Here is a 26,344-nt window from a genome sequence, read left to right as displayed (position 1 = left end):
CCGCACCGCGCGCGGCGCACCGTGATAAACCGGGTCTGAGCAGCCCGCCTTCACCGGACCGGAGGAACCGTGCCCCGCACCCTGGCCAACGCCCCGATCATGATCCTCAACGGCCCCAACCTGAACCTGCTCGGGCAGCGTCAGCCGGAGATCTACGGCAAGGAGACGCTGGCCGACGTCGAGGCGCTGTGCGTCGGGGCGGCGGCCGCGCACGGCGGCACGGTGGACTTCCGGCAGTCCAACCACGAGGGACAGCTCGTCGACTGGATCCACGAGGCGCGGCTCGGGCACTGCGGCATCGTGATCAACCCCGGCGCCTACTCGCACACGTCCGTCGCGATCCTGGACGCGCTCAACACCTGCGACGGGCTGCCGGTGGTGGAGGTCCACATCTCCAACATCCACCAGCGCGAGTCCTTCCGGCACCACTCCTACGTCTCGCTGCGCGCGGACGGGGTCATCGCGGGGTGCGGGGTGCAGGGGTACGTGTTCGGCGTGGAGCGGGTCGCGGCGCTGGCGGGGCCCGCGCGGGCCGACGCGTAAGGACCGATGTCCTGGAGGTGCGCCCCTTACATCGGGAGTTCGACGGACCCTCGGGCGCCTGCCGGACGTCGGGGCTCTGCCTGGGCCGCCGGCCGAGGGCGGGGATCGAAAGGCCGGCGGCCCTTACCGCGCAGGAGCCGTCATCCTGTGCGGGGCTGCTCCCAGTTGACTGCGCAACCAGATGAGCCGGGAGCGCGTGCGGGACACCGGCGTGTGTGAAGACTTCACACGGGGCGCGTGCGATGTGGTGCGCGCGGGGCGTGCGCGCTGTGCGCGCCGTTCAACACGCGCGCCGACTCGGCTTGCGCGCCCCGCGATTGCGCCCGCGCTCACCGGCCTCTCGCGCTCACCGGCCTCTCGCGCTCACCGGCCCCTCGCCCTCACCGGCCTCTAGCTCTCACCAGCCCCGCGCGCGCCACTCCGGCAGATGCGGCCGCTCCGCGCCCAGCGTCGTGTCGTTGCCGTGGCCCGGGTACACCCAGGTCTCGTCCGGCAGGGCGTCGAAGATCTTCGTCTCGACGTCGTGGATCAGGCTGGCGAACGCCTCCGGGTCCTTGCGGGTGTTGCCCACGCCGCCCGGGAACAGGCAGTCGCCGGTGAACACATGGGGATGCCCGTGCGGGTCGTCGTAGACCAGGGCGATCGACCCCGGTGTGTGCCCGACCAGGTGACGCGCGGTCAGTTCCACCCGGCCCACCCGGATGACGTCGCCGTCCGCGACCGGGACGTCGGTGGGGACGGGGATGCCGTCCACGTCGTCCCGTCCCGCGTACGTACGCGCGTGCGTGGCCGCGACGACCTGGGCGAGGGCCTGCCAGTGGTCGCCGTGCTGGTGGGTGGTGACGACGGACGCAATGCCGTCGTCGCCGATCATGCCGAGCAGGGTGTCCGCGTCGTTGGCGGCGTCGATCAGCAGTTGCTCGTCGGTGGCCCGGCAGCGCAGCAGATAGGCGTTGTTGTCCATCGGGCCGACCGCGATCTTCGTGATCATCAGGTCCTTGAGCTCATGCACGTCGGCGGCCCCGCCGACCGTCACCTGTCCGCTGTACGTCATGACGGTCAGCCTATAGCGGGCGGCCGGGCCGGGAACTACAGCGGAGGGAGCGCGGGCAGCGGGCCGCCCGCCACGGTCAGACCGGAGCCCTCCCGGCGCCCGGCGAGCCAGCCGAGCAGCTCCGGAGCGGTGCCCGTGACCGTGACCTCCGGGGTGTCCGCCGCCCGGCCGGTGCGCCACGCGCGCGTGCCGTCCGAGACGGCCGTGGCCGGTACGTCGGGGTGGCCGGCGAACCGGTCGGTGAGGAAGTCGGTCTCCCGCTCGACGAACTCGTCCGACAGGTCCTCCAGTTCGTAACCGGACCCGAGGTCGACGTGGTGCAGCTCGACCTCGATCCAGCGCCGGAACGGCACCCGGTCCGCCGTGTCCGTGACGCCGTTGCGCAGCTCGACGGTGCGCGACCAGTCGGCCGGGGCGTCCGCCGCGGCCAGCAGCCGGGCCGTGCTCTCCCGCAGGTCGGCGAGGTGGACGTCGAGGGGGCGCGCGGCGTCGCGCTCGATGTCGGCGTCGCGCACCGCCGCGGACGGGTACATGAGCTGTCCGCGCAGAACGTTCACGAGGGCGTCCGCGTTGCGGGCGAGATGCGCGAGGACATGTCCATGGCTCCAGCCGGGCAGCCGTGACGACTCGGTCACCCACGCGTTGTCCCTCTTGGCGGCTGCGACGAGCAGCCGCTCGGTCGCAGCACGTACAGACTCCAGGTCACGAGCGTGATCAGTCATGGTGCTGACCCTAGCTCCGCCACACCTTTGGGTGAAGGTGGTGAAGCAGTGCCGCAAATCGAATGCGCGTGCTATATGGTCGGGAGCGGCGTCGGGCATGCTGGAAGGCCGGGGATTGTTGTCCCCGTCCGGGAATCCGACCGGCGTTGTCAGTGGCTCCCCCTAGTCTGAGAAAGCACGGGGGCCTCGCCCCTGTCACTCCTCTCAAGCCAAGAAAGGTGCGGACCGGCGTGGCCGACCGTCTCATCGTCCGTGGCGCGCGCGAGCACAACCTGAAGAACGTCTCGCTCGACCTGCCTCGCGACTCGCTCATCGTCTTCACGGGCCTGTCCGGGTCGGGCAAGTCCTCCCTGGCCTTCGACACCATCTTCGCCGAGGGCCAGCGGCGCTACGTGGAGTCGCTCTCCTCGTACGCCCGCCAGTTCCTCGGCCAGATGGACAAGCCCGACGTCGACTTCATCGAGGGCCTCTCGCCCGCGGTCTCCATCGACCAGAAGTCGACCTCGCGCAACCCGCGCTCCACGGTCGGCACCATCACCGAGGTCTACGACTACCTGCGCCTGCTCTTCGCGCGCATCGGCAAGCCGCACTGCCCCGAATGCGGTCGCCCGATCGCACGGCAGTCGCCGCAGGCCATCGTCGACCGGGTCCTGGAGCTGCCCGAGGGGAGCCGCTTCCAGGTGCTCTCGCCACTGGTGCGGGAGCGCAAGGGAGAGTTCGTCGATCTCTTCGCCGATCTCCAGACCAAGGGTTACAGCCGCGCGCGTGTGGACGGCGAGACCGTCCAGCTCTCCAACCCGCCCACGCTGAAGAAGCAGGAGAAGCACACCATCGAGGTGGTCATCGACCGCCTCACGGTGAAGGACTCCGCCAAGCGCCGTCTCACCGACTCCGTGGAGACCGCCCTCGGACTCTCCGGCGGCATGGTCGTGCTCGACTTCGTCGACCTCCCCGAGGACGACCCCGAGCGCGAGCGCATGTTCTCCGAGCATCTGTACTGCACGTACGACGACCTGTCCTTCGAGGAGCTGGAGCCCCGCTCCTTCTCCTTCAACTCGCCCTTCGGCGCCTGCCCCGAGTGCACCGGCATCGGCACGCGCATGGAGGTCGACCCGGAGCTGATCGTCCCGGACGAGGACAAGTCCCTCGACGAGGGTGCCATCCACCCCTGGTCGCACGGCCACACCAAGGACTACTTCGGCCGGCTGATCGGCGCCCTCGCGGACGCGCTGGGGTTCCGCACGGACATCCCCTTCGCCGGGCTGCCCCAGCGTGCCAAGAAGGCCCTGCTGTACGGCCACAAGACGCAGATCGAGGTGCGCTACCGCAACCGGTACGGCCGCGAGCGGGTCTACACCACCCCCTTCGAAGGCGCCGTGCCGTTCGTCAAGCGCCGGCACAGCGAGTCCGAGAGCGACGCCAGCCGTGAGCGCTTCGAGGGCTATATGCGCGAAGTGCCCTGTCCCACCTGCCAGGGCACCCGCCTCAAGCCGCTCGTCCTCGCGGTCACCGTCATGGGGAAGTCGATCGCCGAGGTCTCCGGGATGTCCATCAGCGACTGCGCGGACTTCCTGGGCGAGCTGAAGCTCAACGCCCGCGACAAGAAGATCGCCGAGCGGGTGCTGAAGGAGGTCAACGAACGGCTGAAGTTCCTGGTCGACGTCGGCCTGGACTACCTCTCGCTGAACCGCGCGTCCGGCACCCTCTCCGGCGGCGAGGCCCAGCGCATCCGGCTGGCCACCCAGATCGGCTCCGGACTCGTCGGCGTCCTGTACGTCCTCGACGAGCCCTCCATCGGCCTGCACCAGCGCGACAACCACCGGCTGATCGAGACCCTGGTCCGGCTGCGGGACATGGGCAACACGCTCATCGTCGTCGAGCACGACGAGGACACCATCAAGGTCGCCGACTGGGTCGTCGACATCGGCCCCGGCGCGGGCGAGCACGGCGGCAAGGTCGTCCACAGCGGCTCCCTCAAGGAACTGCTCGTCAACGACGAGTCGCAGACCGGGCAGTACCTCTCGGGCCGGAAGGCCATCCCGCTGCCCGACATCCGCCGCCCGCTCGACCCGTCCCGGCAGCTCACGGTGCACGGCGCCCGCGAGAACAACCTCCAGGACATCGACGTGTCCTTCCCGCTGGGTGTGTTCACCGCGGTCACCGGTGTCTCCGGATCCGGCAAGTCGACCCTGGTCAACGACATCCTGTACACCCACCTGGCGCGCGAGCTCAACGGCGCGAGGAGCGTCCCCGGGCGGCACACGCGTGTGGACGGCGACGACCTCGTCGACAAGGTCGTTCACGTCGACCAGTCGCCCATCGGCCGCACCCCGCGCTCCAACCCGGCGACGTACACCGGCGTCTTCGACCACGTCCGCAAGCTGTTCGCCGAGACCACCGAGGCGAAGGTCCGCGGCTACATGCCGGGCCGCTTCTCCTTCAACGTCAAGGGCGGCCGCTGCGAGAACTGCGCGGGCGACGGCACCATCAAGATCGAGATGAACTTCCTCCCGGACGTCTACGTCCCGTGCGAGGTCTGCCACGGCGCCCGCTACAACCGGGAGACCCTGGAGGTCCACTACAAGGGCAAGTCCATCGCCGAGGTCCTGAACATGCCGATCGAGGAGGCCACCGACTTCTTCGAGGCCGTCCCCGCGATCGCCCGCCACCTCAACACCCTCAAGGACGTCGGTCTCGGCTACGTCCGCCTCGGCCAGGCCGCGACCACCCTCTCCGGTGGCGAGGCCCAGCGGGTGAAGCTCGCCAGCGAACTCCAGAAGCGGTCCACCGGCCGTACGGTCTACGTCCTGGACGAGCCCACCACCGGTCTGCACTTCGAGGACATCAGCAAGCTGCTGAAGGTCCTGTCCGGTCTGGTCGACAAGGGCAACACGGTCATCGTCATCGAGCACAACCTCGACGTGATCAAGACGGCCGACTGGATCGTCGACATGGGCCCCGAGGGCGGCGCGGGCGGCGGCCTGGTCGTCGCCGAGGGCACCCCGGAGGAGGTCGCCGGAGTCCCCGCCAGCCACACCGGCAAGTTCCTCCGCGAGATCCTCGGCGCGGACCGCATCAGCGACGGCACCTCGGTGAAGGCACCGCGCAAGGCGGCCGTGAAGAAGACCGCGGCGCCGACGGCCGCCAAGAAGACGGCTGCCAAGAAGACGGCTGCCAAGAAGACGGCGGCGAAGAAGACGGCGGCGAAGAAGACCGTCGCCGCCACCTCGGCCGCGGCCAAGAAGACGGTCGCCACGTCCACGACGGCCAAGAAGACGGCTCGGGCCCGCAAGGCCTGAGCCGACGCCGACCGGCACATCCACTCACCCACTCACCCCCACCCCCACCCCCACCCGACGGCGGTCCTTCACGGGCCGCCGTCAGGCATTCCCGGCAACGGCAGGCGCCAGGAACCGCCGGCGGCAGACACAGTCCACGTCCACGTCCACGGCCGTACGACCACCGAACTCCTCGCCCCGTGTAGCTGATCGTCTTGTGGGAAGGACGACGCTGCGTCATCGTTTCGGGACGGTCCGGGCGTTGGCCCGGATGAAGGGGTATCGAGGGGGGCTCGACCATGGAATCGCGTGTTCCGGCGTCCAGAGGTGAACCGGCCGAACTGCGCGCCGCGCAACCGGCCGACGTCACCTGGGAGCGCTTACAGGACCAGCTCGGCTGGTTCGACCGCAAGAGCGGCTCCGCCCAACGCTCTTTCAAGCGGCTGAAGATGGCCACGCTGATCCTCGCCGCCGGCCTCCCCGTGGCCATCGCCGCCTCCGCCCCCGACTGGATCGCCGCCGCGATGGGTGCCCTGGTCGCGGTCATCGAGGGAGCGCAGCAGCTGTTCAAGTTCCAGGAGAACTGGATCAGTTACCGGGCCGTGTGCGAGAGCCTGCGCCGCGAGCAGTACCTGTACCTGGCGCGCGCCGGGCACTACGCCGACGTGGAGGACGCCGACGTCCTGCTCGCCGAACAGGTCGAGAAGATCACCAGCCAGGAGAACGCCCTCTGGGCAGAGCGGGAGATGCCGTGATCGTGGTCTTCACCGGCCGGCGTCCCTCCGGCACGGGCGGACTGTTCCCCGACGCCGCGGTGCCCTGGGTGGAGGAACGGCTCAAGCTGCTCTTCGCCGGACTGCGCCCGAGGCTCGCCGTGGGTTCCGCGGCGGCGGGCAGCGACCTGCTGGCCGTCGCAGCCGCCCTGCGGGCCGGGGCGGAGGTCGATCTCCTGGTCACCGAGGACACCGACGCCTTCGTGGCGGCCTCCGTCGCGGACAAGGGCAAGGGCTGGGTCGACGCCTTCGAGGACCTCTCGCGCGAGCCCAGGGTGAGCATCCACCCGGTCGCGGGAGCGGGCGCGGACGACGACGGCTTCCGCGCGGTGAACCGGGCCCTCCTCGACCACGCCCGCGAACAGCTGCGGTCGGCCGACGGCCCCGCGGACGAACCGGAGGAACTCGTGCTCGTCGCGGTCTCCGGCGGCCGCCGCGAGGGCGAGGACCACACGGAGTCGCTGGCCGCATCGGCCGAGCGGCTGAACCATCTGGTGCTGCGCCTCGATCCCGCGGCGAGCATGGAGGAGTCACCCACCGCCTTCGTCGCCATGCCCTACGGCACCAAGGCCGACGCCACCCGCGAGATGAAGCAGTTCGAGTCCGACCAGACCTGGCACCGGGTCCTCGTACCTGCCCTCCTGGACAGCGGGTACCGGCCGATCCGCACCGACCTCGAATCGGGCCTGGAGACCATCGACACGCGCATGCTCCACAGCATCAACACCGCCGACCTGTTCGTCGCCGACCTCGCCACCCTCAACCCCAACGTCCTGTGGGAACTGGGCGTTCGGCACGCCTGGCGGCCCTCGGCCACGCTCATCATGGCTCCGCACTGGGTCGCGCCCCCCTTCGACCTGGGCCGCAACCCGATCAGGTACTACAAGCGCGAGATGCACGAGGTCGGCGACCGGGACGCCGTAGAGGCGATCCGGATGCTGCGGCCGACGCTGAGGGAGACGAAGCGCGGGGCGGACAGCCCGGTGTGGGCGGTCTTCCCCCAACTGGAGCCGGTACGGCTGCCCGCCGACTACGACCGGGAGCTGATCGCCCGGCTCCAGCGCCGCAGGGAGGAGATCTCCCTCGCGGCGGCCATGCGGGACGTCGAGCGGCTCCTGGCCCTCGCGAGCGAGGTGCGGGAGGAAGGGCTGCCGGACAGCAGCGACCGCATGTTCCTGGAGCAGATCGGGCTCGCCCTCGTCAGGCTGAACCATCGCGAGGAGGGCCGGAGCGTGCTCGCCCCGCTGGTCGACGCCGACACCGGGCTGTCCCGGGTCCGGCTCCAGCAGCAGTACGCCTTCACCCTCATCCACCGGCCGGGAACGCCCCGGGAGCGGCTGTCGTATCTGCGGGAGGCGGAGAACCGGCTCAGGCTGCTCGACGACCGCCACCCCGACTCCTCCGAGACCTGGGGGCTGCGGGGCAGCGCGGCCAAGCGTGCCCTCGAACTCGCCCTGGAGATCGGGGAGATGAACTCCGCCGATCTGGACCGCGCCATCGACGCCTACCGCAGGGGGACCGCGGCCGACCCGGGTGACTACTACCCCGGCATCAACGCCATCGCGCTGCTCAGGCTGCGCGGGCAGCGGTTCGGCGGCGGCCAGGGCGATGTCTCGGAGGCCGAGTCCCTGCTGCCCGTGGTCCGGTTCGCCGTGGAGCGCCGGCAGATCGGCGTGCGCGACACCTGGGAGCACGCCACCCTGGCCGAACTGGCCCTCCACCGGCACCTGCTGGACGGCGAGGTCACCGAGCCGCCGGACGAGGCGAAGCGCCACTACGCCATCGCGGCCGGCCATGCCGAGGGGTCCGAGATCTACTCCATGCGCGCTCAGCTCAAGCTGTTCAAGGCCGCCGGGGACCCGCCGGCCGTGATCGAACCGCTGCTGGCCGTCGTGGGCGGCGAGCCCGAGGAGGAACGCGCGTGACCGGACCGCTCAGGAGAGCTCCCAGGCGTACGGCGGCTGCGCGCCCGCCCGTGAGCAGGTGACCGCCGCCGCGCGGGCCGCGAAGCGGAGGAGGGTCGTCCAGCCGTCGGGGCCGAGGGAGGCGAGGGCTTCCGGGGACAGGGCGTCGCGGGTGGCGAGGCCGTGCAGGAGGGCGGCGTTCACGGTGTCGCCCGCGCCGATGGTGTCCACGACCTCGACCTTCTCGCCGGGGACCGGGTGCACGGACCCGTCCGCGGTGAACGCGGTCAGGCCGTCGGCGCCGTGGGTGATCACGACGGCCGCCGGACCGGCCGCCAGCCACTCGCGCGGGGTGCCGCCCAGCCAGTGGGCGTCCTCCTCGGAGAGCTTGAGCAGGGAGACCGACGGCAGCCAGCTCTTGAAGCGGGCCCGGTAGGCGTCCGGGTCCGGGATCAGTCCGGCCCGGATGTTCGGGTCGAGCGCGGTGAACACGCCCTGCGCGGACGCGGTCCGCAGCAGCTCCTCGTAGGCGCTCGCCCCGGGCTCCAGGACGAGTGAGCAGGTGCCGAAGGACACCGCCCGGGTACCGGTGGGGAGTTCGGCGGGTGCGGTGAAGAGGCGGTCGGCGGTGCCGTCGACGTAGAAGGAGTAGGAGGCCGAGCCGTGCGCGTCGATCGTGGCGACCGCGAGCGTCGTGGGCTCCGTACCGCGCTGTACGGCGGACACGTCCACGCCCGCCTCCCGCAACCCGTCGAGCAGGGCCTCCCCGAAGGCGTCGAGCGAGGTGCGGGAGCAGAAGGCCGTGGGGGAGCCGAGCCGGCCCAGGGCCACGGCCGTGTTGTAGGGCCCGCCGCCGAGCGCCGGCTTGAGCTCCGCGAGGGCACCCCTGCCCTGCGGTACCAGATCGATCAGGGCCTCACCGGCGACGACGATCACGAGACGCTTCCTTTCCCGAATCCCGAATCAGAACAACCGCACGACGTGCGATGGACGAAGGCACAGGGCAGCCGTACGGTCCGCCCGGGAGCGTCCGGCGTGTCGAGGCGTTCCAGCAGCACCCGGACCGCCTCCGCGCCCATCTCCCTGCTGGGCTGGGCGATCGCGGTGAGCCGGGGGGAGAACAGGTCAGCCCAGGCGAAGTCGTCGAAGCAGCACAGCGCGATGCCGTCCGGCACGGCCAGCCCGTGCTCGCGCAGGGCGCGCAACGCCCCGATGGTCATCGCGTTGTTGGCGGTGACCAGGGCGGTCGGCGGGGCGGCCAGGGAGAGCAGCGCGGCGGTGGCCCGCTCGGCCGCGGCCGACTCGGAGTCACCATGGGCGACGAGGTCGTCGTCGTACGGGAGACGCGAGGCGGTCAGTCCCCGCCGGTACCCGGCGATCCGCTCGGCGGTGGTGCTGAGCCCGGGCAGGCCCGCCACCAGCCCGATCCGCCGGTGGCCCAGCTCCGCGAGATGGCGGACCAGATGGGACATGGGGCCGGTGCTCTCGGCGCAGACCTGATCGAAGAGGTACGGGCGGCCGTCCGCCACCCCGCCCGCCGCCTCGCCGGCCACCCCGCCCGTTGCGTCGCTCATCATCCCGTCGATCACCCGGTCGAGAAACACCACCGGCACCCGATGCCGCCCGACGTACGCCAGCAGCTCGCGCGGATCCGCGGAAGGCGCGACGATCATGCCGTCCACCCGTCGCTCGTGCAGCAGCTGGACGACCTTGCGCTCGTGCCCGGGATCGTCGTGCGGATCGGCGATGAGCAGGCTGTAGCCCTGCTCCAGCGCGCTCGCCTCCACGCCCTGGAGGATCTCCGTGAAGTACGGATTGCTGATCGCCGACACCGCGAGCCCGATGGACCGGGTGCGGGAGGTCACGAGGGAGCGGGCCAGGGTGTTGGGGGTGTAGCCGAGTTCGTCGACGGCGTCCAGCACGGCCTGCCGGGTGTGCGGCAGCACCGGCCGGGTGCCGTTGAGGACGTGCGAGACGGTCGCCACGGACACCCCCGCGCTGCGTGCCACGTCGGCCATGGTCGGCATCGAGTCCCCCTCCCGGAACGGCGGCCCACGGCCCGGAAGGTATCCCATCCGGCGGCGGACGTAAACGCTTGCGCAAGCGTTTACGCGCAGTCACAGGCACAGTCGGCACTCCGCTCACGGCACGGTGGACACCCCACTCACCGCGCGGTAGGCACCCCGCTCACCGCACAGTCGGCATCTCGCCCACCGTGCGCCCCGTCACTCCCAGTCCCACCCGATCCCCACCATCCCCGACCGCACCCGCGGCTCGACGAGGTGCACCGAGTGATGGCGGCCGGTGAGGGGCAGGTCCTGGCGGCCGCTGCGGGGCGCCGCGGGGGAGTGCTGGGCGAAGCGGTGGCAGCGGACCGGAAGGGCGGTCTCGTCGAAGCGGACTTGGAGCGCGTACTGCCCGCCGGGCGCGCCGAAGCCGCGCACGTACTCGCGGGACACCCCGCCGGTGCCGTCCTCGACGCCGTACCGGAAGAGGAAGGTGTCGCCCGTCCGCAGCCGGGTGTCGAAGAGCAGCTCGGCCACGAGCACCCCGGTGTCGTGGTGCCAACGGACGCGTCCCGTACGGCAGTTCTCCAGGGCCTGCACGGTCATGCGCTCCGGCACGCAGCCCGGGTCCCCGTGGTGGACGGCCACGAAGCGGTCCACGCCCTCCCGGTGGGCGCGCACGATGTGGTGCGACTCGCGGCTGCGCAGCTCGCGGCGCGTCCCGATCCCTATCCGCTCGTGGTGGCCGAGGGTGTGCAGCCCGCCGTCGAGCGGCGAGTCCAGTTCGGCCAGCAGCTCTTCGAGGACCCCCGAGGCCGCCAGGAGGGAACGGTAGGAGCGGGCGGCCGGGCGCTCGGCGGCCGACCGGTCGTCGTTCTCGGCGAGCAGCCGGATCAGCGACTCCTCCGGCAGCTGGAGGATCTCCTCAAGGGCCCGTACGGCCCGCAGCGACTCGGGGCGCTGCGGCCGGCGGGCACCCTGCTGCCAGTAACTCAGGCTGGTGACGCCGACTTTGACGCCGTAGCGCGAAAGATGGTGCTGGACGCGTTGCAGCGGCAGCCCCCGTGCTGCGATCGCGGCGCGCAGGGCGACGTGGAAGGGGCCGCCGCGCAGGGCCGTGTCCAGTTCCGCGGTGGCGCCGGTCGCGACGTCCGCGTGCTGTGTGGCGTGCGGCATGCAGGGGCCTTTCTGTGCAGGTCCGGGCGGCTGGTCAGGCCGTTCGTGAGAGCGCGTCGGGGCCGTCCGCGGTCGTGCCGGGGGAGGCTTCACATCCGTACGCCCTGGTTCCCGGCCCCGAGTTCCCCCGCATTGAAGCGTGTTGACCAAGTCCCGACAACACCTGACGTCGAACGGCGGCGCACTCCCGGCCGGTCCGCGGCCCGCCCGCTCACGGGGCCGGGGCCGCCCCGTCGGTGCCCAGCAGCTCCCTGATCGCCTGTGCCGACAGCGCCGACTTGGGCAGGAACCCGCGCGCCGGACTGCCGGCGACCAGCTCCTCGAAGTCCTCCAGCGCGTGCGTGGAGATGAGGATGATGACGGAGGTGACGCTCCGGGCCAGCTCCACGGCGACGTCGAAGCCGTTCTCGCCGTCGAGGTCGAGATCGACCAGGACGACGTCCGGGGCCAGTTCCGCGGCCCGGACGAGAGCCTCCGTACCTGACATGGCGACGCCGACGACAGGTATACCGTCGCGTTCCAGCAGGCTGCGTGCGGCCTCCAGGAACCGGATGCTGTCATCGACGAGAAGACAGCGCATGGACATGCGGACAGCGTCCCAACCGACCGGTGATTGCGCTTTCCAGCTACCCGGAAAGAGTCGGGCCCGGTTGCTTCCCGGCAGCAGGAATGTGCTCAAGTCCTGTGCCGAATCCGTCAGTTGTCGTTCACCCTGCGCAGCGGGAGGTCACTGGGGGTAGCATGTGGCTGCCCTGGGGAGGCCGTCGTCCGGTCGAGTGGGGGTGCGTGATGAAGGCGCTCGGGAACATCGGGAAGGGGCGCGTGCGGCGCGCCCTGATCGCAGGCGTGGCGGGAGCGGCACTGCTGCTCGCGGGCTGCGGGGGCGGGGGCGGCGACGACGCCGAGCCGTCGCGGAGCGACACCACCTGCGACGGCAGGATCGACGGCACCGCGCACATCACCGTGTGGTTCCACTCCGAGCAGCGCAGCGAGATCGGCACACTGCGCGGTCAGGTCGCGGAGTTCAACAAGGCGCAGAAGCAGGTCCGCGTCGAACTGGTCTCCCTGCCGGGCCGCAAGCCCTACCGCGAACTCGTGGACTCCGCCGCGGCCTCCGGCGACCTGCCCGACCTCCTCGACTTCGACGGCCCGAACCTCTACAGCTACGCCTGGTCGGGCAAGCTCCGGCCGATCGAGTCCTGTGTGCCCGCGAGCGTCCGGTCCGACCTGCTGCCCTCGATCCGCCGCCAGGGCACCTACGCGGGGCGGCTGTGGGGCGTCGGCACCTTCGACTCCGGACTCGGGCTCTTCGTCCGCAAGTCCGTGCTGAAGAAGGCCGGCATCCGCATCCCCGCCGGGATCAAGGACGCCTGGACCGCCGACGAGTTCACCGGCATCCTGCGCACACTCCGGGCCCAGGGCCACCGGACCCCGCTCGACCTCTACCTGGAGTCCACGAAACCCGGTGACGAGTGGCCCACGTACGGCTTCGCGCCCGCCGTCTGGTCGGCCGGCGGCGACCTCATCGACCCCGTGCACTACCGCACGGCCGACGGCTATCTCAACGGCCCGCGGGCCGTCAAGGCGCTCACGACCCTCCAGAACTGGATGAAGGAAGGGCTGGTCGACGCGGGCAAGGACGACAAGGCGTTCGTCGAGGGGCGCAGCGTGATCTCCTGGCTGGGGCACTGGATGTACGGCGACTACACGAAGGCGTTCCCTGGAGACGTCGCGATCGTGCCGCTGCCCGACTTCGGCACGGGCACCGCCACCGGCATGGGCTCCTGGCAGTGGGGCGTCCCGGCCAGCGGCGCGGACGGGGACGCCGTCTGGCGGTTCCTCGCCTTCCTGCTGACACCGGCACAGGTCGACCGGATGAGCGTGGCCAACGGCGCCATCCCGTCCACGAACAGAGCGGTCGCGCTCTCGAAGCAGTACGGCCCGAACGGCGCCGAGCACCTGTACATCGACCAGCTGCGCGGCGGAGTGGCCCGGCCCCGGCCCCAGACGCCCGCCTATCCGGCCGTCACCGAGGCCTTCTCCGAGGCGTTCCGGCAGATCATGTTCGAGCGGACACCGGTGCAGACCGCCCTCGACCGCGCGGTTCAGGCCATCGACAAGGACCTGGCGGCACACGACGGCTATCCGGAGAGCGGACCGTGAATTCCGTGACCCGGCACGCGTGGACGGCCACGGGGTCGCGCGGGCATGCTGAGGAAACCGCGGAAGCCGGGGCACGACAGACGCGCGTCGGCGCCGCCTGGGAAAGGGCGTGGCACATGGCCGGATCCACTGGCCCGATACGCGGAACCGGCGTCTGCTGAAGGCCGGTCATGCATCGCTCACCACCGCGCCGGCATCCCGGGGTCCCGCTGCTCGCCCGGCTGCGTGTCGGCCACAAGCTGATGCTGCTGGTCCTGCTGCCGGTGACCGGACTTCTGGCCTTCACCGCGTTCAGCGCCGTCGCGCAGTGGCAGGAGGCGCGGACGCTGCGCGACTTCCACACCGCGATCGGGGTGTCCTTCGCGACGACGGACCTCTCCGACGCCGTCGCACGGGAACGGATCGCCGCCGTCCAGGCCCGGCTGCGCCCCGGAGCGGACACCCTGGCGCAGCGCGCGGCGGCCGAGCGGGCCTCCGACCGCGCACGGGAACGAGCCGTGGCGCGGGCCGCCTCCTACTCCGGCTCCGATGTCGCGGGCGACCTCGACGCCGTCGGCCGTCAACTGCACGCCCTGCGGGTGCAGACCGGCACCGGATCGCTCTCCGCGCCCGCGGTGGCGGAGCAGTACGGCAGGACCGAGGACTTCCTGCTCGACGGCGTCACCGCCCTCGAATCCGGCCGCCCCACCCGGGAGTCGGGGCGCGCGGCGGACGCCCACATCGCGCTGCTGCGCGCCATCGACGCGGCCGAACGGGAACAGGCCGAGGTCGCCGTCCTGCTCGACGGACCCGCAGGCCGGCCCACGGGCGCCGGACGCTGGCCCGCGCTGGAGACCGCCCAGCTGGACGCCTTCCGCGAGAACACCTCGCCCGAGCTGCGGACCCGGTTGTACGCGATCCAGTTCCAGGGCCCCGGCCAGGCGGTCCGCAAGGTCCGGGACACGCTCGCCACCGCACGGCCCGAGGACGCCCACTTGCCCTCGTACGCGCGCTGGCTGGCCGACTCCGAGGCGCGCATCGACTCCCTGCGCGGCATCCAGGACCGCGCGGCCCACGAACTGCGGGCCACGGCCGACCGCGACCGCGGCTCAGCGGAGGCCCGCGCGATCAGGGACCTCATCATCTCCCTGGCCGTCCTGACCCTCGTCACCTTCCTCGCCCTGGCCCTGCGCCGCTCCATCACCCGCCCCCTCGGCCAGGTCTCCGCGGGCGCCCGGGCGCTGTCGTACGGCGATCTCTCGTACGACATCCGGTACGCGGGCCGCGACGAACTGGGCGACGTCGCCGACACCTTCCGCGAGCTGCGGGTGACCACCGAGCGGCTGGCCGCCGAGATCCGCGCCATGAACACGGCGATCGACGACAACCGCCTCGAACACCGCGCGGAGGAGGGCGCCTTCGAGGGCACCTGGAGTCAGCTGCTCGGCGGCATGAACGGCACCATGGCGTCGTTCGCGGCGGCGCACGGGCGGCGCGAGAAGGCCGAGCAGGAACTGGCGAGCATCTTCAACCTCTCCCTGGACCTGCTCTGCATCAGCGGGCTCGACGGCTACTTCAAGCGGGTCAACCCCGCCTTCGAGCGCACCCTGGGCCACCCGCGCGAGACGATCCTGGCGACGCCGTTCCTCGACTTCGTGCACGAGGAGGACCGGGACACCACCCGCGAGGCCCTCGCACAGCTCGCGAGCGGGGTCGAGGTCGCCGAGTTCGAGAACCGCTATCTGCGCGCCGACGGCACCGAGCGCTGGCTCCAGTGGAGCGCCCGGCCGGTTCCCGAGGAGGGCCTCATCTACGCCGCCGCGCGCGACGTCACCGAGAGCCGCCGGACCGCGCGGGAGCAGGCGGCGCTGCGCCGGGTCGCCACCCTGGTGGCCCACGGGGCGCCGCCCGCCGAGGTGTTCACGAGGGTGGCCGAGGAGGTGGGGGAGCTGCTGGACACCACCGCGGCCGTGCTGCGGCAGGAGCCCGACGGCAGCCAGCGGGTCCTCGGGACCGTGGGCGGCATCCCGGAGGAACTCGAGGAGTCCACCCGCGAGGCACGCAGGAAGGCGGGGCGCGAGGCGATCGAAGAGATCGTCCGGACCCGGCGCGCCGCCCACGTCGGACACGCCGTCGGCGCCCCCATCGTCGTCGACGACCGGCTGTGGGGCTTCATCCTCGCCGCCTTCCCGCTGGACACGCTGCCCGTCGGCACCGAGTCACGGCTGGCCGACTTCACCGAACTCGTCGCCACCGCCATCGCCAACGCCGACAGCCGCGACCAGCTGACCGCCTCACGCGCGCGCGTGGTGGCCGCCTCGGACGCCTCCCGGCGGCGCATCGAACGGGATCTGCACGACGGTGTGCAGCAACGCCTCGTCGCCCTCCAGCTGGACCTGCGGCTCGCCGAGACCCTGGTCACGGACCCGTCCTCGGAACTCGCCGGACAACTGGCACACGTCGGCAAGGGCCTCGACGACGCCTTCCAGGACCTGCTCCAGGTGGCCCGCGGCATCCACCCGGCCATCCTGTCCAAGGGCGGCCTGGGCCCCGCCCTGCGCTCCCTGGCCCGCCGCTCCGCGATCCCCGTCGAACTCGACCTGCGGCTGCCCGCGGCCCGGCTGCCCGAGCAACTGGAGGTGGCCGTCTACTACGTGACCTCCGAGTGCCTCACCAATGCGGCGAAACACGCGCACGCGCGCGTGGTGACCGTGGCGGCCGAGGTCCGGGACGAGGTCCTGGAGTTGACCATCCGCGACGACGGGACCGGGGGCGCCGAACCGGGCCGCGGCTCCGGCCTGATCGGTCTCATCGACCGGGTCGAGGCGATCGGCGGCAAGCTGGTTGTCAGCAGCCCGCCCGGCGAGGGCACGACCATGGACGTGCGGCTGCCCCTTGGCGGGCCCTCGCCGGACTTGTGACCGCCCGGGCGCACGCCGGGGAGTCGTCCAGGTGGGGGAGTCCTGAACTGGTGACGTCGCGTACGCTCCGGGCGGTCCCTGTCGGACGGAGAGGCTTCCGTCCGGTCTCAGGGGCGGTCTATCCCGCCGTTCCGTGCGGTCTGCAGGCGCTTGGCGCGCACGATGTCGGGGTCCCTCGGATCCAGCGCGTCGGCCGTGCCGTACGCCTCGTCCGGGTACCGACGGGCCCGGACCGGACGCCGCTGCTTCTCGATCCGAGTCCGTCGCATCTCCCGCACCCTTCGGCCGAGCGACCCGCCGTCCCTCGCCCGGGACGACCGGTCGGACTGCATCTGCACTGGTTCGAGAATCGCCTGGATACGTCCTGATGTCGTCACGGCAAGCCTCCAATCCCGCTTCCGGCTAGCCGTAACCCCGCCGGTGGGGCAGGCTGTTGGGGCACCGGGGAGGCCGGGCGAGGGGGACCGGGAGCATGGACGAGGCAGCACAGCAGCCGGCGCGGGGACGGGTCGTCCTCGCCGACGACGACATCCTGCTGAGGGAGGGCCTGGCCAGCCTGTGCGAGCGGGTCGGCTACCAGGTCGCGGGCCAGGCCGGGGACGCGGTCCGGCTCCTGGAACTGGTCGACGAGGAGCGCCCCGAACTGGCGATCGTCGACATCAGGATGCCGCCGGACCACTCGACCGAGGGCCTCAAGGCGGCCCGCGCCATCCGGGAGCGCCACCCCGACACCGGCATCCTCGTCCTGTCGGCGTTCGTCGAGGTCGACGACGCCCTGGAGCTGCTGGCGAGCGGCCGCAAGGTCGGCTACCTCCTCAAGAGCCGGGTCACCGTCGTCGACGAGTTCATCGAGGCCCTGGAGCGCATCCACCGCGGCGGCTCGGTCGTCGACCCCTCCCTGGTGCACGAGCTGTTCTCCGCGCAGCGCCGCGACGACCCCCTCGCCCACCTCAGCGCCCGCGAGCGCGAGGTCCTGGCCCTGATGGCGGAGGGCCGCTCCAACGCCGGCATCGGCCGCCGCCTGTGGGTCACCGAGGGCACGGTCGAGAAGCACGTCCGCAGCATCCTCGGCAAACTCAGCCTCACGGAGGACACCGACGACCACCGCCGGGTCCTGGCGGTCCTCACCTTCCTGGAGTCCCACTAGGGCCGGTCGTTCGGATCAGTCCGGCGTCGCGGGGTCTGGCAGGCGCTCCCTCACAGCCTCAAGGACGTGTGGGGACCCCCAGCGGCGTTGTCGTCGGTCGCCGATTTCTCCACGCTCGAACGACCTCGCGCGGGAGGGGCGGCCACCATCGCGTCGGCCGCGGCTGATCGACATGGCTCCTCCGCCGTGCAGCCGCACGCACCAGACCCCGCTCGGGTCCGCCAGGACGCACCGCTCCTCACAGCCGGCCCGATCCAGGCGACAGACCCTGGGCGTGCCCTGTGGATCACCCCTGGAGATGGCCGGGGTTGTCCACAGGCCGACCGGAGTGTCAGCGCTCGCCAGTAGGGTGTGAGACATGGCCGACCCCTCCAGCTACCGCCCCAAACCAGGAGAGATCCCGGACTCTCCCGGGGTGTACAGGTTCCGTGACGAGCACCGTCGGGTGATCTACGTCGGGAAGGCGAAGAGCCTGCGCCAGCGCCTGGCGAACTACTTCCAGGACCTGGCGAGCCTGCACCCCCGCACCCGCACGATGGTGACCACGGCCGCGTCCGTGGAGTGGACCGTGGTGTCCACCGAGGTCGAGGCCCTCCAGCTGGAGTACTCCTGGATCAAGGAGTACGACCCCCGGTTCAACGTCAAGTACCGCGACGACAAGAGCTACCCGTACCTCGCGGTGACGATGAACGAGGAGTTCCCGCGCGTGCAGGTGATGCGCGGCCAGAAACGCAAGGGCGTCAGGTACTTCGGGCCGTACGGACACGCGTGGGCGATCCGCGACACCGTCGACCTCCTGCTGCGCGTCTTCCCCGTCCGCACCTGCTCCGCCGGCGTCTTCAAGAACGCCACGCGCACCGGCCGCCCCTGCCTCCTCGGCTACATCGGCAAGTGCTCCGCGCCCTGCGTCGACCGCGTCTCCGCCGACGAACACCGCGACCTGGCCGAGGACTTCTGCGACTTCATGACCGGCCGCACCGGCACCTACATCCGCCGTCTGGAGCAGCAGATGGCGGACGCGGCCGAGGAGATGGAGTACGAGCGGGCGGCCCGCCTGCGCGACGACATCGGGGCGTTGAAGAAGGCCATGGAGAAGAGCGCGGTCGTGCTCGCCGACGCCACCGACGCCGACCTGATCGCGGTCGCCGAGGACGAGCTGGAGGCCGCCGTCCAGATCTTCCACGTCCGCGGCGGACGCGTCCGCGGCCAGCGTGGCTGGGTCACCGACAAGGTCGAGGAGATCACCACCGGCGCCCTCGTCGAACACGCCCTCCAGCAGCTCTACGGTGAGGAGAAGGGCGACTCGGTCCCCAAGGAGGTCCTCGTCCCGGCCCTGCCCGACCCGGTCGAGCCCGTCCAGGAATGGCTCGCCGAGCGCCGCGGCTCCGGCGTCTCGCTGCGCATCCCGCAGCGCGGCGACAAGAAGGCCCTCATGGAGACCGTGCAGCGCAACGCCCTTCAGGCGCTCGCCCTCCACAAGACCAAGCGCGCCTCCGATCTCACCACGCGCTCGCGTGCCCTGGAGGAGATCGCCGAGGCCCTCGACCTGGACAGCGCCCCGCTCCGCATCGAGTGCTACGACATCTCCCACCTCCAGGGCGACGACGTGGTCGCCTCCATGGTCGTGTTCGAGGACGGACTCCAGCGCAAGAGCGAGTACCGCCGCTTCCAGATCAAGGGATTCGCCGGTCAGGACGACGTCCGGTCCATGCACGAGGTGATCTCCCGCCGCTTCCGGCGCTATCTCGCCGAGAAGGAGAAGACGGGGGAGTGGGTCGAGGACCTGCCCGGCGAGGACACGGTCGACAGCGGCCTCAAGGACGACGACGGCCGCCCCAAGAAGTTCGCCTACCCGCCCCAGCTCGTCGTCGTCGACGGCGGACAGCCCCAGGTCGCCGCCGCCAAGAAGGCCCTCGACGAACTCGGCATCGACGACATCGCCGTCTGCGGCCTCGCCAAGCGCCTGGAGGAGGTCTGGCTGCCCGATGACGACGACCCGGTCGTGCTCCCCCGCACCAGCGAAGGCCTGTACCTTCTCCAGCGGGTCCGTGACGAGGCCCACCGCTTCGCGATCACCTACCAGCGCACCAAGCGGGCCCAGCGCTTCCGGTCGAGCCCCCTCGACGACGTCCCCGGCCTCGGGGACACGCGCAAGCAGGCCCTGCTGAAACATTTCGGGTCCTTGAAGAAACTACGATCCGCCACCATCGACCAGATCTGCGAGGTCCCCGGCATAGGCCGCAAGACGGCCGAGACGATCGCCGTGGCCCTCGCCCAGGCGGCCCCGGCCGCGCCCGCCGTGAACACGGCGACTGGAGAGATCATGGATGAGGAGGAACCCGGCACCACGGGTTCCGGTGGGGAGCCCGTGACGGCGGGCGCCCCGGACGAACGACGGGGGCAGGAGACATGAGCGTGAACGAGCACGAAGAACAACAGGACCAGGGCGGAGACGACGCACAGGTGAGTACGGGCACGACCCTCGACGCGGCCGGAGTCCCGGACGCGGCCATCCCCGAGCTGGTGATCATCTCCGGGATGTCCGGCGCCGGCCGCTCGACCGCCGCCAAGTGTCTGGAGGACCTCGGCTGGTTCGTCGTCGACAACCTCCCGCCCGCGCTGATCCCCACCATGGTGGAGCTCGGCGCCCGCTCGCAGGGCAACGTCGCCCGGATCGCGGTCGTCGTCGACGTCCGCGGCCGGCGCTTCTTCGACAACCTCCGCGATTCCCTCGCCGACCTGGAGTCCAAGCACGTCACCCGGCGGGTCGTCTTCCTGGAGTCCTCCGACGACGCCCTGGTGCGCCGCTTCGAGTCCGTGCGCCGCCCGCACCCCCTCCAGGGCGACGGCCGCATCGTCGACGGCATCGACGCCGAGCGCGAGCTGCTGCGCGAGCTGCGCGGCGACGCCGACCTGGTCATCGACACCTCCAGCCTCAACGTCCACGAGCTGCGCGCCAAGATGGACGCCCAGTTCGCCGGCGAGGAGGAGCCCGAACTCCGCGCCACCGTGATGTCGTTCGGCTTCAAGTACGGCCTCCCGGTCGACGCCGACCTGGTCGCGGACATGCGGTTCCTGCCCAACCCGCACTGGGTCCCGGAGTTGCGGCCCTTCACCGGGCTCAACGAGGAGGTGTCGGCGTACGTCTTCAACCAGCCCGGCGCCAAGGAGTTCCTCGACCGCTACGCCGAGCTGCTGCGCCTGATCGCGGCCGGCTACCGCCGCGAGGGCAAGCGGTACGTGACCATCGCCATCGGCTGCACCGGCGGCAAGCACCGCTCGGTCGCCACGTCCGAGAAGCTCGCCGCGCGCCTCGCCGCCGAGGGTGTGGAGACGGTGGTCGTACACCGGGACATGGGACGGGAATGACCGCACGTTCTCCGCGGCTGAGCAGGCTGCGCAGGGCCGTCCCCGAGGGGCGCGCGGCCCGGCCCGTCGAGGCCCGCGGTGCCAGGCCCCGCCGGCGCGGCGCCCAGCCCAAGGTGGTCGCGCTCGGCGGCGGCATGGGCCTGTCCGCCTCGCTCGCCGCCCTGCGCCGGATCACCGGCGACCTGACCGCCGTGGTCACCGTGGCCGACGACGGCGGCTCCAGCGGGCGCCTGCGCGACGAACTGGGCGTGCTGCCGCCCGGCGACCTGCGCAAGGCGCTGGCCGCGCTGTGCGGCGACGACGACTGGGGCCAGACCTGGGCCCGGGTCATCCAGCACCGCTTCCAGTCCAAGGGCGACCTGCACGAACACGCGGTCGGCAATCTGCTGATCGTCGCCCTGTGGGAGCAGCTCGGCGACCACGTCCAGGCCCTCGACCTGGTCGGCAGGCTCCTGGGCGCGCACGGCCGGGTGCTGCCCATGTCCGCCGTACCCCTGGAGCTCCAGGCCCTGGTCAAGGGGCACGACCCGGAGCGCCCCGAGGACGTCGACACCGTACGGGGACAGGCGACCGTGGCCCTGACCCCGGGCGAGGTGCAGTCGGTGCACGTCGTGCCGCACGACCCGCCGGCGGTGCCGGAGGCGGTGGCGGCCGTACGGGACGCGGACTGGGTGGTCCTCGGACCCGGCTCCTGGTTCTCCTCGGTCATCCCGCACCTGCTCGTGCCCGAACTGCTGGACGCGCTCACCCAGACGAAGGCGCGCCGGGTACTCTCCCTGAACCTCGCGCCGCAGCCGGGAGAAACCGATGGCTTCTCCCCGCAGCGTCATTTGGAGGTTTTGGGACGACACGCCCCTAAACTCGCCCTGGACGTGGTGCTGGCCGACCAGGCCGCCGTGCCCGACCGCGACTCCCTCACCGATGCCGCCAAGCGGTTCGGCGCCGCGGTCGAGCTGGCCCCGGTGGCCAGGCCCGACGGGACCCCGAGGCACGACCCGGAGCTGTTGGCCGCCGCGTACGACCGTATTTTTCGGATGCATGGAAGGATCGGCCCATGGCGATGACGGCAGCGGTGAAGGACGAGATCTCCCGGCTCCCCGTCACCCGGACCTGCTGCAGAAAGGCGGAGGTCTCCGCCATCCTGCGGTTCGCCGGCGGCCTTCACCTGGTGAGCGGGCGCATCGTGATCGAGGCGGAGCTGGACACCGCGATGGCGGCCCGCCGCCTCAAGCGGGACATCCTGGAGATCTTCGGCCACAGCTCCGAACTGATCGTGATGGCACCGGGCGGACTGCGCCGCGGTTCGCGTTACGTCGTCCGGGTCGTCGCCGGCGGTGACCAGCTGGCCCGGCAGACCGGCCTGGTGGACGGCCGGGGCCGCCCGATCCGGGGACTGCCCCCGCAGGTCGTCTCCGGTGCCACCTGTGACGCGGAGGCAGCCTGGCGCGGGGCCTTCCTGGCGCACGGTTCGCTCACCGAGCCCGGCCGCTCCTCCTCCCTTGAGGTGACGTGCCCGGGTCCGGAGGCCGCGCTCGCGCTGGTCGGCGCCGCCCGCCGGCTCTCGATCGCCGCCAAGGCGCGCGAGGTCCGCGGGGTCGACCGCGTGGTCGTGCGGGACGGTGACGCGATCGGCGCGCTGCTCACCCGCCTCGGCGCCCATGAGTCGGTGCTCGCCTGGGAGGAGCGCCGGATGCGCCGCGAGGTACGGGCCACGGCGAACCGGCTCGCCAACTTCGACGACGCCAACCTCCGCCGCTCCGCGCGCGCGGCCGTCGCCGCCGGGGCCCGGGTCCAGCGGGCCCTGGAGATCCTCGCCGACGACGTGCCCGAGCATCTCGCCGCCGCCGGGCGGCTGCGGATGGACCACAAGCAGGCCTCCCTGGAGGAGCTGGGCGCGCTCGCCGATCCGCCGCTGACCAAGGACGCCGTCGCAGGCCGTATCCGCCGGCTGCTCGCGATGGCCGACAAGCGCGCCTCCGACCTGGGCATCCCGGGCACGGAGTCCAGCATCACCGAGGAGATGGCCGACAACCTCGTCGGCTGACCCGACCTCACCACGCCGGTGCCGACGCCCACTTGGGCGTCGGCACCGGCGTTCGCGTCTCCAGGCACCGGCGTTCGTGTCCGAGGGCATTCGCGTTTGCGTGTCCATGATGCGCCCTTGACTCGATCATGAACTGTCATGAGCCTGGCATACGTTCGCCGCTGTGGCGAACCACCGCAAGGGGGGCTCATGAGACGAAGAGCGAGACCGATCCTCGCTGCCTGCGCACTCCTGCTCGGCGGCGCGGGCATCGCGCCCGCGGCCCAGGCCGCCGAGAGCGCAGCTTCTCCTGATCCGAACGAGGTCAAGGTCTTCCGGGCCGAGGTCACCAGCGCACAGGTACCCCTGTTGCTGGCGGCCGGTCAGGACGGCCACGAACTGAGCGAGCAGGTGCCCGCGAAGGGCACCGCGACCGTCGAGGTCTACCTGACCGACCAGGAGGCGCAGAAGCTGGAGGCGAAGGGCGTCGAGCTCACCGAGCACACGCTCTCCGCCAAGGCCGAGGCCAGGGTCGACGAGGCCGCCGAGGGAGTGTTCCGGCCGTACAGCGGAAGCGGCGGGCTCCAGGCAGAGCTGCTCGCGACCGCGCGGGCCAACCCGGGCCTGACCAAGGTCGTCTCCATCGGCAAGACCGTGAACGGCAAGGACATCCTCGCGCTCAAACTGACCAAGAACGCGAAGAAGTCCAAGGACGGCGCCAAACCCTCCGTCCTCTACATGTCCAACCAGCACGCGCGCGAGTGGATCACCCCGGAGATGACCCGGCGGCTGCTCCACCACTACATCGACAACTACAAGAGCGACAAGCGCGTCAAGAAGATCGTCGACTCCACGGAGCTGTGGTTCGTCCTGTCGGCCAACCCCGACGGCTACGACTACACCTTCCAGAGTGCCGACAACCGTCTGTGGCGCAAGAACCTCCACGACAACAACGCCGACGGCACCATCGGCATCGGCGACGGCGTCGACCTCAACCGCAACTTCTCCTACAAGTGGGGCTACGACGACGAGGGTTCGTCGCCCACCCCCACCAGCGAGACCTACCGCGGCGCGGCCCCGGGCTCCGAGCCCGAGACCAAGGCCCTGGACGCCTTCGAGAAGCGGATCGGCTTCACGTACGGCATCAACTACCACTCCGCCGCCGAACTCCTCCTCTACGGCGTCGGCTGGCAGGTGGCCACGGACACGCCCGACGACGTCCTCTACAAGTCGCTCGCCGGCACCCCGGACAACTCCGCGATCCCCGGCTACCGTCCGCAGGTCTCCTCGGAGCTGTACACCACCAACGGTGAGGCGGACGGCCACGCGTCGAACGTCAACGGCCTGGCGATGTTCACCCCCGAGATGTCGACCTGCCAGACCGCCTCGGACCTCGACCCGAACGACCAGTGGAACGCGGCCGACTGCCAGTCGGTCTTCAACTTCCCGGACGACGAGAAGCTGATCCAGCAGGAGTTCGAGAAGAACCTCCCCTTCGCGCTCTCGGTCGCCGAGTCCGCGGCCCAGCCCGACCAGCCGAAGTCCTCGCTCGGCCTGAAGGCCGCCGACTTCACCCCGAAGCCCTTCACCACGTCCTACGCGCGCGGCGCGGACCAGGAGGTCTCCGTCGTCGTACGCAAGTCCGTGCGCGACAAGGAGCTCAAGTACCGCGTCAACGGCGGCCGCACGCACGACCGGGACCTCAGGGCCTGGAAGGGCGGCGAGACCTACGGCGGTGAGGACAACCTCTACTTCGACGAGTACCGGGCCAAGGTCGAGGACGCCGACCCGGGCGACAAGGTCGAGGTCTGGTTCACCGGCAAGGCGAAGAGCGGAAAGCCCACCTCCAGCGCGCACTTCACGTACACGGTCGCCGAACGCCCGCGCGCGGACGTGCTCGTGGTCGCCGAGGAGGGTGCCACCGCCACCCAGGCGCAGACCTACGTCGACGCGCTCAAGGCCAACGGCCGCAACGCGATCGTCTGGAACGTCGGCACCCAGGGCGCGCCCGACGCGCTCGGCGTGCTCGACCACTTCAGGACCGTCGTGCACTACACGGGCGCGACCGTCCCGGGCAACGCCACCCAGCTCCAGCTGCGCGCCTTCCTCAACGAAGGCGGCAAGCTGATCGAGGCGGGCGAACGGGCCGGCGGCAACGTCGACCTGGGCGGCGGCACCCTGTCGAACGACTTCAGCCAGTACTACCTGGGCGCCTACACCCGTACGACCCTCCCCGGGGCCACCGCCTTCCAGGGCACCGGCAGGCTCGCCGGAGCCGCCGGACCGCTCGGCGCCGCCCCCGGCAACCCGCTGGACGCGGCCGGCTCCTTCAGCGTCACCTCGGACGTCCTGCCCGTGGCGACCTACCCGCAGTTCGCGAGCGCGGGAGCGGGCACGTACCCCGGCACGGTCAACCCGTACGGGCCCTACGAGGGCTCCTCCATGGCGGCCGTCACGCACAGCGACTACGCCTGGAACCGCCTGGCCCGCACCATCGACCTCACCTCGGTGACCGCGGCCCAGAGCCCGACGTTCCGCACCCGGCTGCTGTGGGACACCGAGGAGGGCTACGACCACGCCGTCCTGGAGGCGCACACCGCGGGGGCCGACGACTGGACCACCCTCCCGGAGAAGAACGGCGCCACGAGCAGCGCGGTGCCCGCGGAGTGCGGGGCCGGGTTCTTCATCGCGGCCCACCCGGCGCTCAAGCGGTACCTCACGCTCGGCACCGACGGCTGCACCGCCTCCGGCACCAGCGGCCAGTGGAACAGCCTCACCGGGGCGTCGGCCGGCTGGCAGGAGGTCTCCTACGACCTCTCCATGTACGCCGGCAAGAAGGTCGAGATCTCCCTCAGCTACATCACCGACCCCGGCTCCGGCGGCCGTGGCGTCCTCGCGGACAACGCGTCCGTGGTCATCGGCGGCCAGGCCGTCGAGACGGAGGGCTTCGAGACCTCGCTCGGTGTGTGGAGCGTGCCCGGACCGCCCGCGGGCAGCCCCGCGGTCGTGAAGGACTGGGGGCGCAGCGGAGAGCTGTTCAGGACGTACGGCGCGGTCACCACGGACGACACCGTGCTGCTGGGCTTCGGCCTGGAGCACGTCACCGCGGCGGCCGACCGCAAGGCCCTGGTCGGCAAGGCGCTCGCCGCCCTGCGCGGGTGAATCAGGGGTGACCCGGCGCAGTCGTTCCGGGTGACCACACCTTTCGATCCGAGGCGGTCCGTACCCCTACTGGCGGGTACGGACCGCCTGCCCGTGTATGCGGCATCTCGATGTCACCCCGAAA

General features: G+C 71.4%; 19 protein-coding genes. 12 read left to right on the top strand and 7 right to left on the bottom strand.

The genetic code is table 11. From position 1 onward, the window contains the following. Positions 1–69 precede the first annotated feature (69 nt). Positions 70–543 (top strand): type II 3-dehydroquinate dehydratase, encoded by a 474-nt coding sequence (gene aroQ, locus G3I78_RS20820; RefSeq protein ID WP_164426735.1) that lies wholly within the window; start codon positions 70–72, stop codon positions 541–543. Positions 544–940: 397 nt separating this feature from the next. Here the strand turns inward: aroQ and G3I78_RS20815 are convergent, their stop codons facing one another. Both G3I78_RS20815 and G3I78_RS20810 read right to left on the bottom strand, forming a co-directional pair. Then, entirely contained in the window at positions 941–1,597 is a 657-nt protein-coding gene (locus G3I78_RS20815; RefSeq protein ID WP_164426733.1) for an MBL fold metallo-hydrolase, read from the bottom strand. 35 nt (positions 1,598–1,632) lie between these two features. Beyond that, positions 1,633–2,319 carry a maleylpyruvate isomerase family mycothiol-dependent enzyme gene (locus G3I78_RS20810; RefSeq protein WP_164426731.1) on the bottom strand — a complete coding sequence of 229 codons (687 nt, stop codon included), beginning with the start codon at positions 2,317–2,319 and terminating at the stop codon, positions 1,633–1,635. 230 nt (positions 2,320–2,549) lie between these two features. Here G3I78_RS20810 and uvrA point away from each other — a divergent pair, with 230 nt between their 5' ends. The 3 genes from uvrA (at position 2,550) to G3I78_RS53215 (ending at position 8,295) form a co-directional block, all read left to right on the top strand. Further along, complete coding sequence (uvrA, locus tag G3I78_RS20805) at positions 2,550–5,618, top strand: excinuclease ABC subunit UvrA (protein WP_164426729.1); 3,069 nt, start codon at positions 2,550–2,552, stop codon at positions 5,616–5,618. A 278-nt stretch (positions 5,619–5,896) separates the two neighbouring features. Next, positions 5,897–6,352, top strand: a complete 456-nt coding sequence (locus G3I78_RS20800) for a DUF4231 domain-containing protein (RefSeq protein ID WP_164426727.1) — start codon at positions 5,897–5,899, stop codon at positions 6,350–6,352. Then, entirely contained in the window at positions 6,349–8,295 is a 1,947-nt protein-coding gene (locus G3I78_RS53215) for a TRAFs-binding domain-containing protein (protein ID WP_164426725.1), read from the top strand. Before G3I78_RS20800 ends, G3I78_RS53215 begins: the two co-directional genes overlap by 4 nt. 9 nt (positions 8,296–8,304) lie before the next feature. Here the strand turns inward: G3I78_RS53215 and G3I78_RS20790 are convergent, their stop codons facing one another. The 4 genes from G3I78_RS20790 to G3I78_RS20775 all read right to left on the bottom strand — a co-directional run bounded on the left by G3I78_RS20790 (position 8,305) and on the right by G3I78_RS20775 (position 12,042). Next, positions 8,305–9,210 (bottom strand): carbohydrate kinase, encoded by a 906-nt coding sequence (locus G3I78_RS20790; RefSeq protein ID WP_164426723.1) that lies wholly within the window; start codon positions 9,208–9,210, stop codon positions 8,305–8,307. Then, positions 9,207–10,301, bottom strand: coding sequence for a LacI family DNA-binding transcriptional regulator (locus G3I78_RS20785; protein WP_164426722.1), 1,095 nt, complete (start codon positions 10,299–10,301; stop codon positions 9,207–9,209). Before G3I78_RS20785 ends, G3I78_RS20790 begins: the two co-directional genes overlap by 4 nt. A gap of 198 nt (positions 10,302–10,499) precedes the next feature. Next, on the bottom strand, positions 10,500–11,456 hold the full coding sequence (locus G3I78_RS20780) for a hypothetical protein (RefSeq protein ID WP_164426720.1): 957 nt from the start codon (positions 11,454–11,456) through the stop codon (positions 10,500–10,502). A 211-nt stretch (positions 11,457–11,667) separates the two neighbouring features. Beyond that, positions 11,668–12,042 carry a response regulator gene (locus tag G3I78_RS20775; protein ID WP_164426718.1) on the bottom strand — a complete coding sequence of 125 codons (375 nt, stop codon included), beginning with the start codon at positions 12,040–12,042 and terminating at the stop codon, positions 11,668–11,670. A gap of 203 nt (positions 12,043–12,245) precedes the next feature. Between G3I78_RS20775 and G3I78_RS20770 the strand changes: the two genes are divergently transcribed. Next, a complete protein-coding gene (locus G3I78_RS20770; RefSeq protein ID WP_239157939.1) occupies positions 12,246–13,619 on the top strand; it encodes a sugar ABC transporter substrate-binding protein in 1,374 nt (457 codons plus the stop codon). A 170-nt stretch (positions 13,620–13,789) separates the two neighbouring features. Beyond that, positions 13,790–16,519: a nitrate- and nitrite sensing domain-containing protein gene (locus G3I78_RS20765; protein ID WP_164426714.1), complete on the top strand. Its 2,730-nt coding sequence runs from the start codon at positions 13,790–13,792 to the stop codon at positions 16,517–16,519. Between the two features lie 107 nt (positions 16,520–16,626). On the opposite strand, the gene G3I78_RS51230 is transcribed toward G3I78_RS20765, so the two are convergent. Beyond that, positions 16,627–16,788, bottom strand: a complete 162-nt coding sequence (locus G3I78_RS51230; protein ID WP_203615233.1) for a hypothetical protein — start codon at positions 16,786–16,788, stop codon at positions 16,627–16,629. A gap of 203 nt (positions 16,789–16,991) precedes the next feature. Here G3I78_RS51230 and G3I78_RS20760 point away from each other — a divergent pair, with 203 nt between their 5' ends. The 6 genes from G3I78_RS20760 to G3I78_RS20735 all read left to right on the top strand — a co-directional run bounded on the left by G3I78_RS20760 (position 16,992) and on the right by G3I78_RS20735 (position 26,220). Beyond that, positions 16,992–17,666, top strand: a complete 675-nt coding sequence (locus G3I78_RS20760) for a response regulator transcription factor (protein WP_164426712.1) — start codon at positions 16,992–16,994, stop codon at positions 17,664–17,666. Between the two features lie 358 nt (positions 17,667–18,024). Then, a complete protein-coding gene (uvrC, locus tag G3I78_RS20755) occupies positions 18,025–20,079 on the top strand; it encodes an excinuclease ABC subunit UvrC (RefSeq protein ID WP_164426710.1) in 2,055 nt (684 codons plus the stop codon). After that, a complete protein-coding gene (gene rapZ / locus G3I78_RS20750) occupies positions 20,076–21,035 on the top strand; it encodes an RNase adapter RapZ (protein WP_164426708.1) in 960 nt (319 codons plus the stop codon). Before uvrC ends, rapZ begins: the two co-directional genes overlap by 4 nt. Further along, on the top strand, positions 21,032–22,099 hold the full coding sequence (yvcK, locus tag G3I78_RS20745; RefSeq protein ID WP_164426706.1) for a uridine diphosphate-N-acetylglucosamine-binding protein YvcK: 1,068 nt from the start codon (positions 21,032–21,034) through the stop codon (positions 22,097–22,099). The genes rapZ and yvcK overlap by 4 nt, the downstream gene beginning before the upstream one ends. Continuing rightward, entirely contained in the window at positions 22,090–23,079 is a 990-nt protein-coding gene (gene whiA, locus G3I78_RS20740; RefSeq protein WP_020120074.1) for a DNA-binding protein WhiA, read from the top strand. The genes yvcK and whiA overlap by 10 nt, the downstream gene beginning before the upstream one ends. Positions 23,080–23,268: 189 nt before the next feature. After that, a complete protein-coding gene (locus tag G3I78_RS20735) occupies positions 23,269–26,220 on the top strand; it encodes a M14 family metallopeptidase (protein ID WP_164426704.1) in 2,952 nt (983 codons plus the stop codon). Positions 26,221–26,344: the final 124 nt, after the last annotated feature.

The sequence above is a fragment of the Streptomyces sp. SID13726 genome (genome assembly GCF_010548375.1).
Classification (GTDB): Bacteria; Actinomycetota; Actinomycetes; order Streptomycetales; family Streptomycetaceae; genus Streptomyces.
This window is presented reverse-complemented; position numbering and strand designations above follow the sequence as displayed.

Coding starts and splice junctions, on each gene's coding strand:
- G3I78_RS20815 (WP_164426733.1), bottom strand. CDS start 1,597: ATGACGTACAGCGGACAGGTGACGGTCGGCGGGGCCGCCGACGTGCAT.
- G3I78_RS20810 (WP_164426731.1), bottom strand. CDS start 2,319: ATGACTGATCACGCTCGTGACCTGGAGTCTGTACGTGCTGCGACCGAG.
- G3I78_RS20800 (WP_164426727.1), top strand. CDS start 5,897: ATGGAATCGCGTGTTCCGGCGTCCAGAGGTGAACCGGCCGAACTGCGC.
- G3I78_RS20785 (WP_164426722.1), bottom strand. CDS start 10,301: ATGCCGACCATGGCCGACGTGGCACGCAGCGCGGGGGTGTCCGTGGCG.
- G3I78_RS20780 (WP_164426720.1), bottom strand. CDS start 11,456: ATGCCGCACGCCACACAGCACGCGGACGTCGCGACCGGCGCCACCGCG.
- G3I78_RS20775 (WP_164426718.1), bottom strand. CDS start 12,042: ATGTCCATGCGCTGTCTTCTCGTCGATGACAGCATCCGGTTCCTGGAG.
- G3I78_RS20770 (WP_239157939.1), top strand. CDS start 12,246: ATGAAGGCGCTCGGGAACATCGGGAAGGGGCGCGTGCGGCGCGCCCTG.
- G3I78_RS20765 (WP_164426714.1), top strand. CDS start 13,790: ATGCATCGCTCACCACCGCGCCGGCATCCCGGGGTCCCGCTGCTCGCC.
- G3I78_RS51230 (WP_203615233.1), bottom strand. CDS start 16,788: ATGCGACGGACTCGGATCGAGAAGCAGCGGCGTCCGGTCCGGGCCCGT.
- G3I78_RS20760 (WP_164426712.1), top strand. CDS start 16,992: ATGGACGAGGCAGCACAGCAGCCGGCGCGGGGACGGGTCGTCCTCGCC.
- uvrC (WP_164426710.1), top strand. CDS start 18,025: ATGGCCGACCCCTCCAGCTACCGCCCCAAACCAGGAGAGATCCCGGAC.
- rapZ (WP_164426708.1), top strand. CDS start 20,076: ATGAGCGTGAACGAGCACGAAGAACAACAGGACCAGGGCGGAGACGAC.
- yvcK (WP_164426706.1), top strand. CDS start 21,032: ATGACCGCACGTTCTCCGCGGCTGAGCAGGCTGCGCAGGGCCGTCCCC.
- whiA (WP_020120074.1), top strand. CDS start 22,090: ATGGCGATGACGGCAGCGGTGAAGGACGAGATCTCCCGGCTCCCCGTC.
- G3I78_RS20735 (WP_164426704.1), top strand. CDS start 23,269: ATGAGACGAAGAGCGAGACCGATCCTCGCTGCCTGCGCACTCCTGCTC.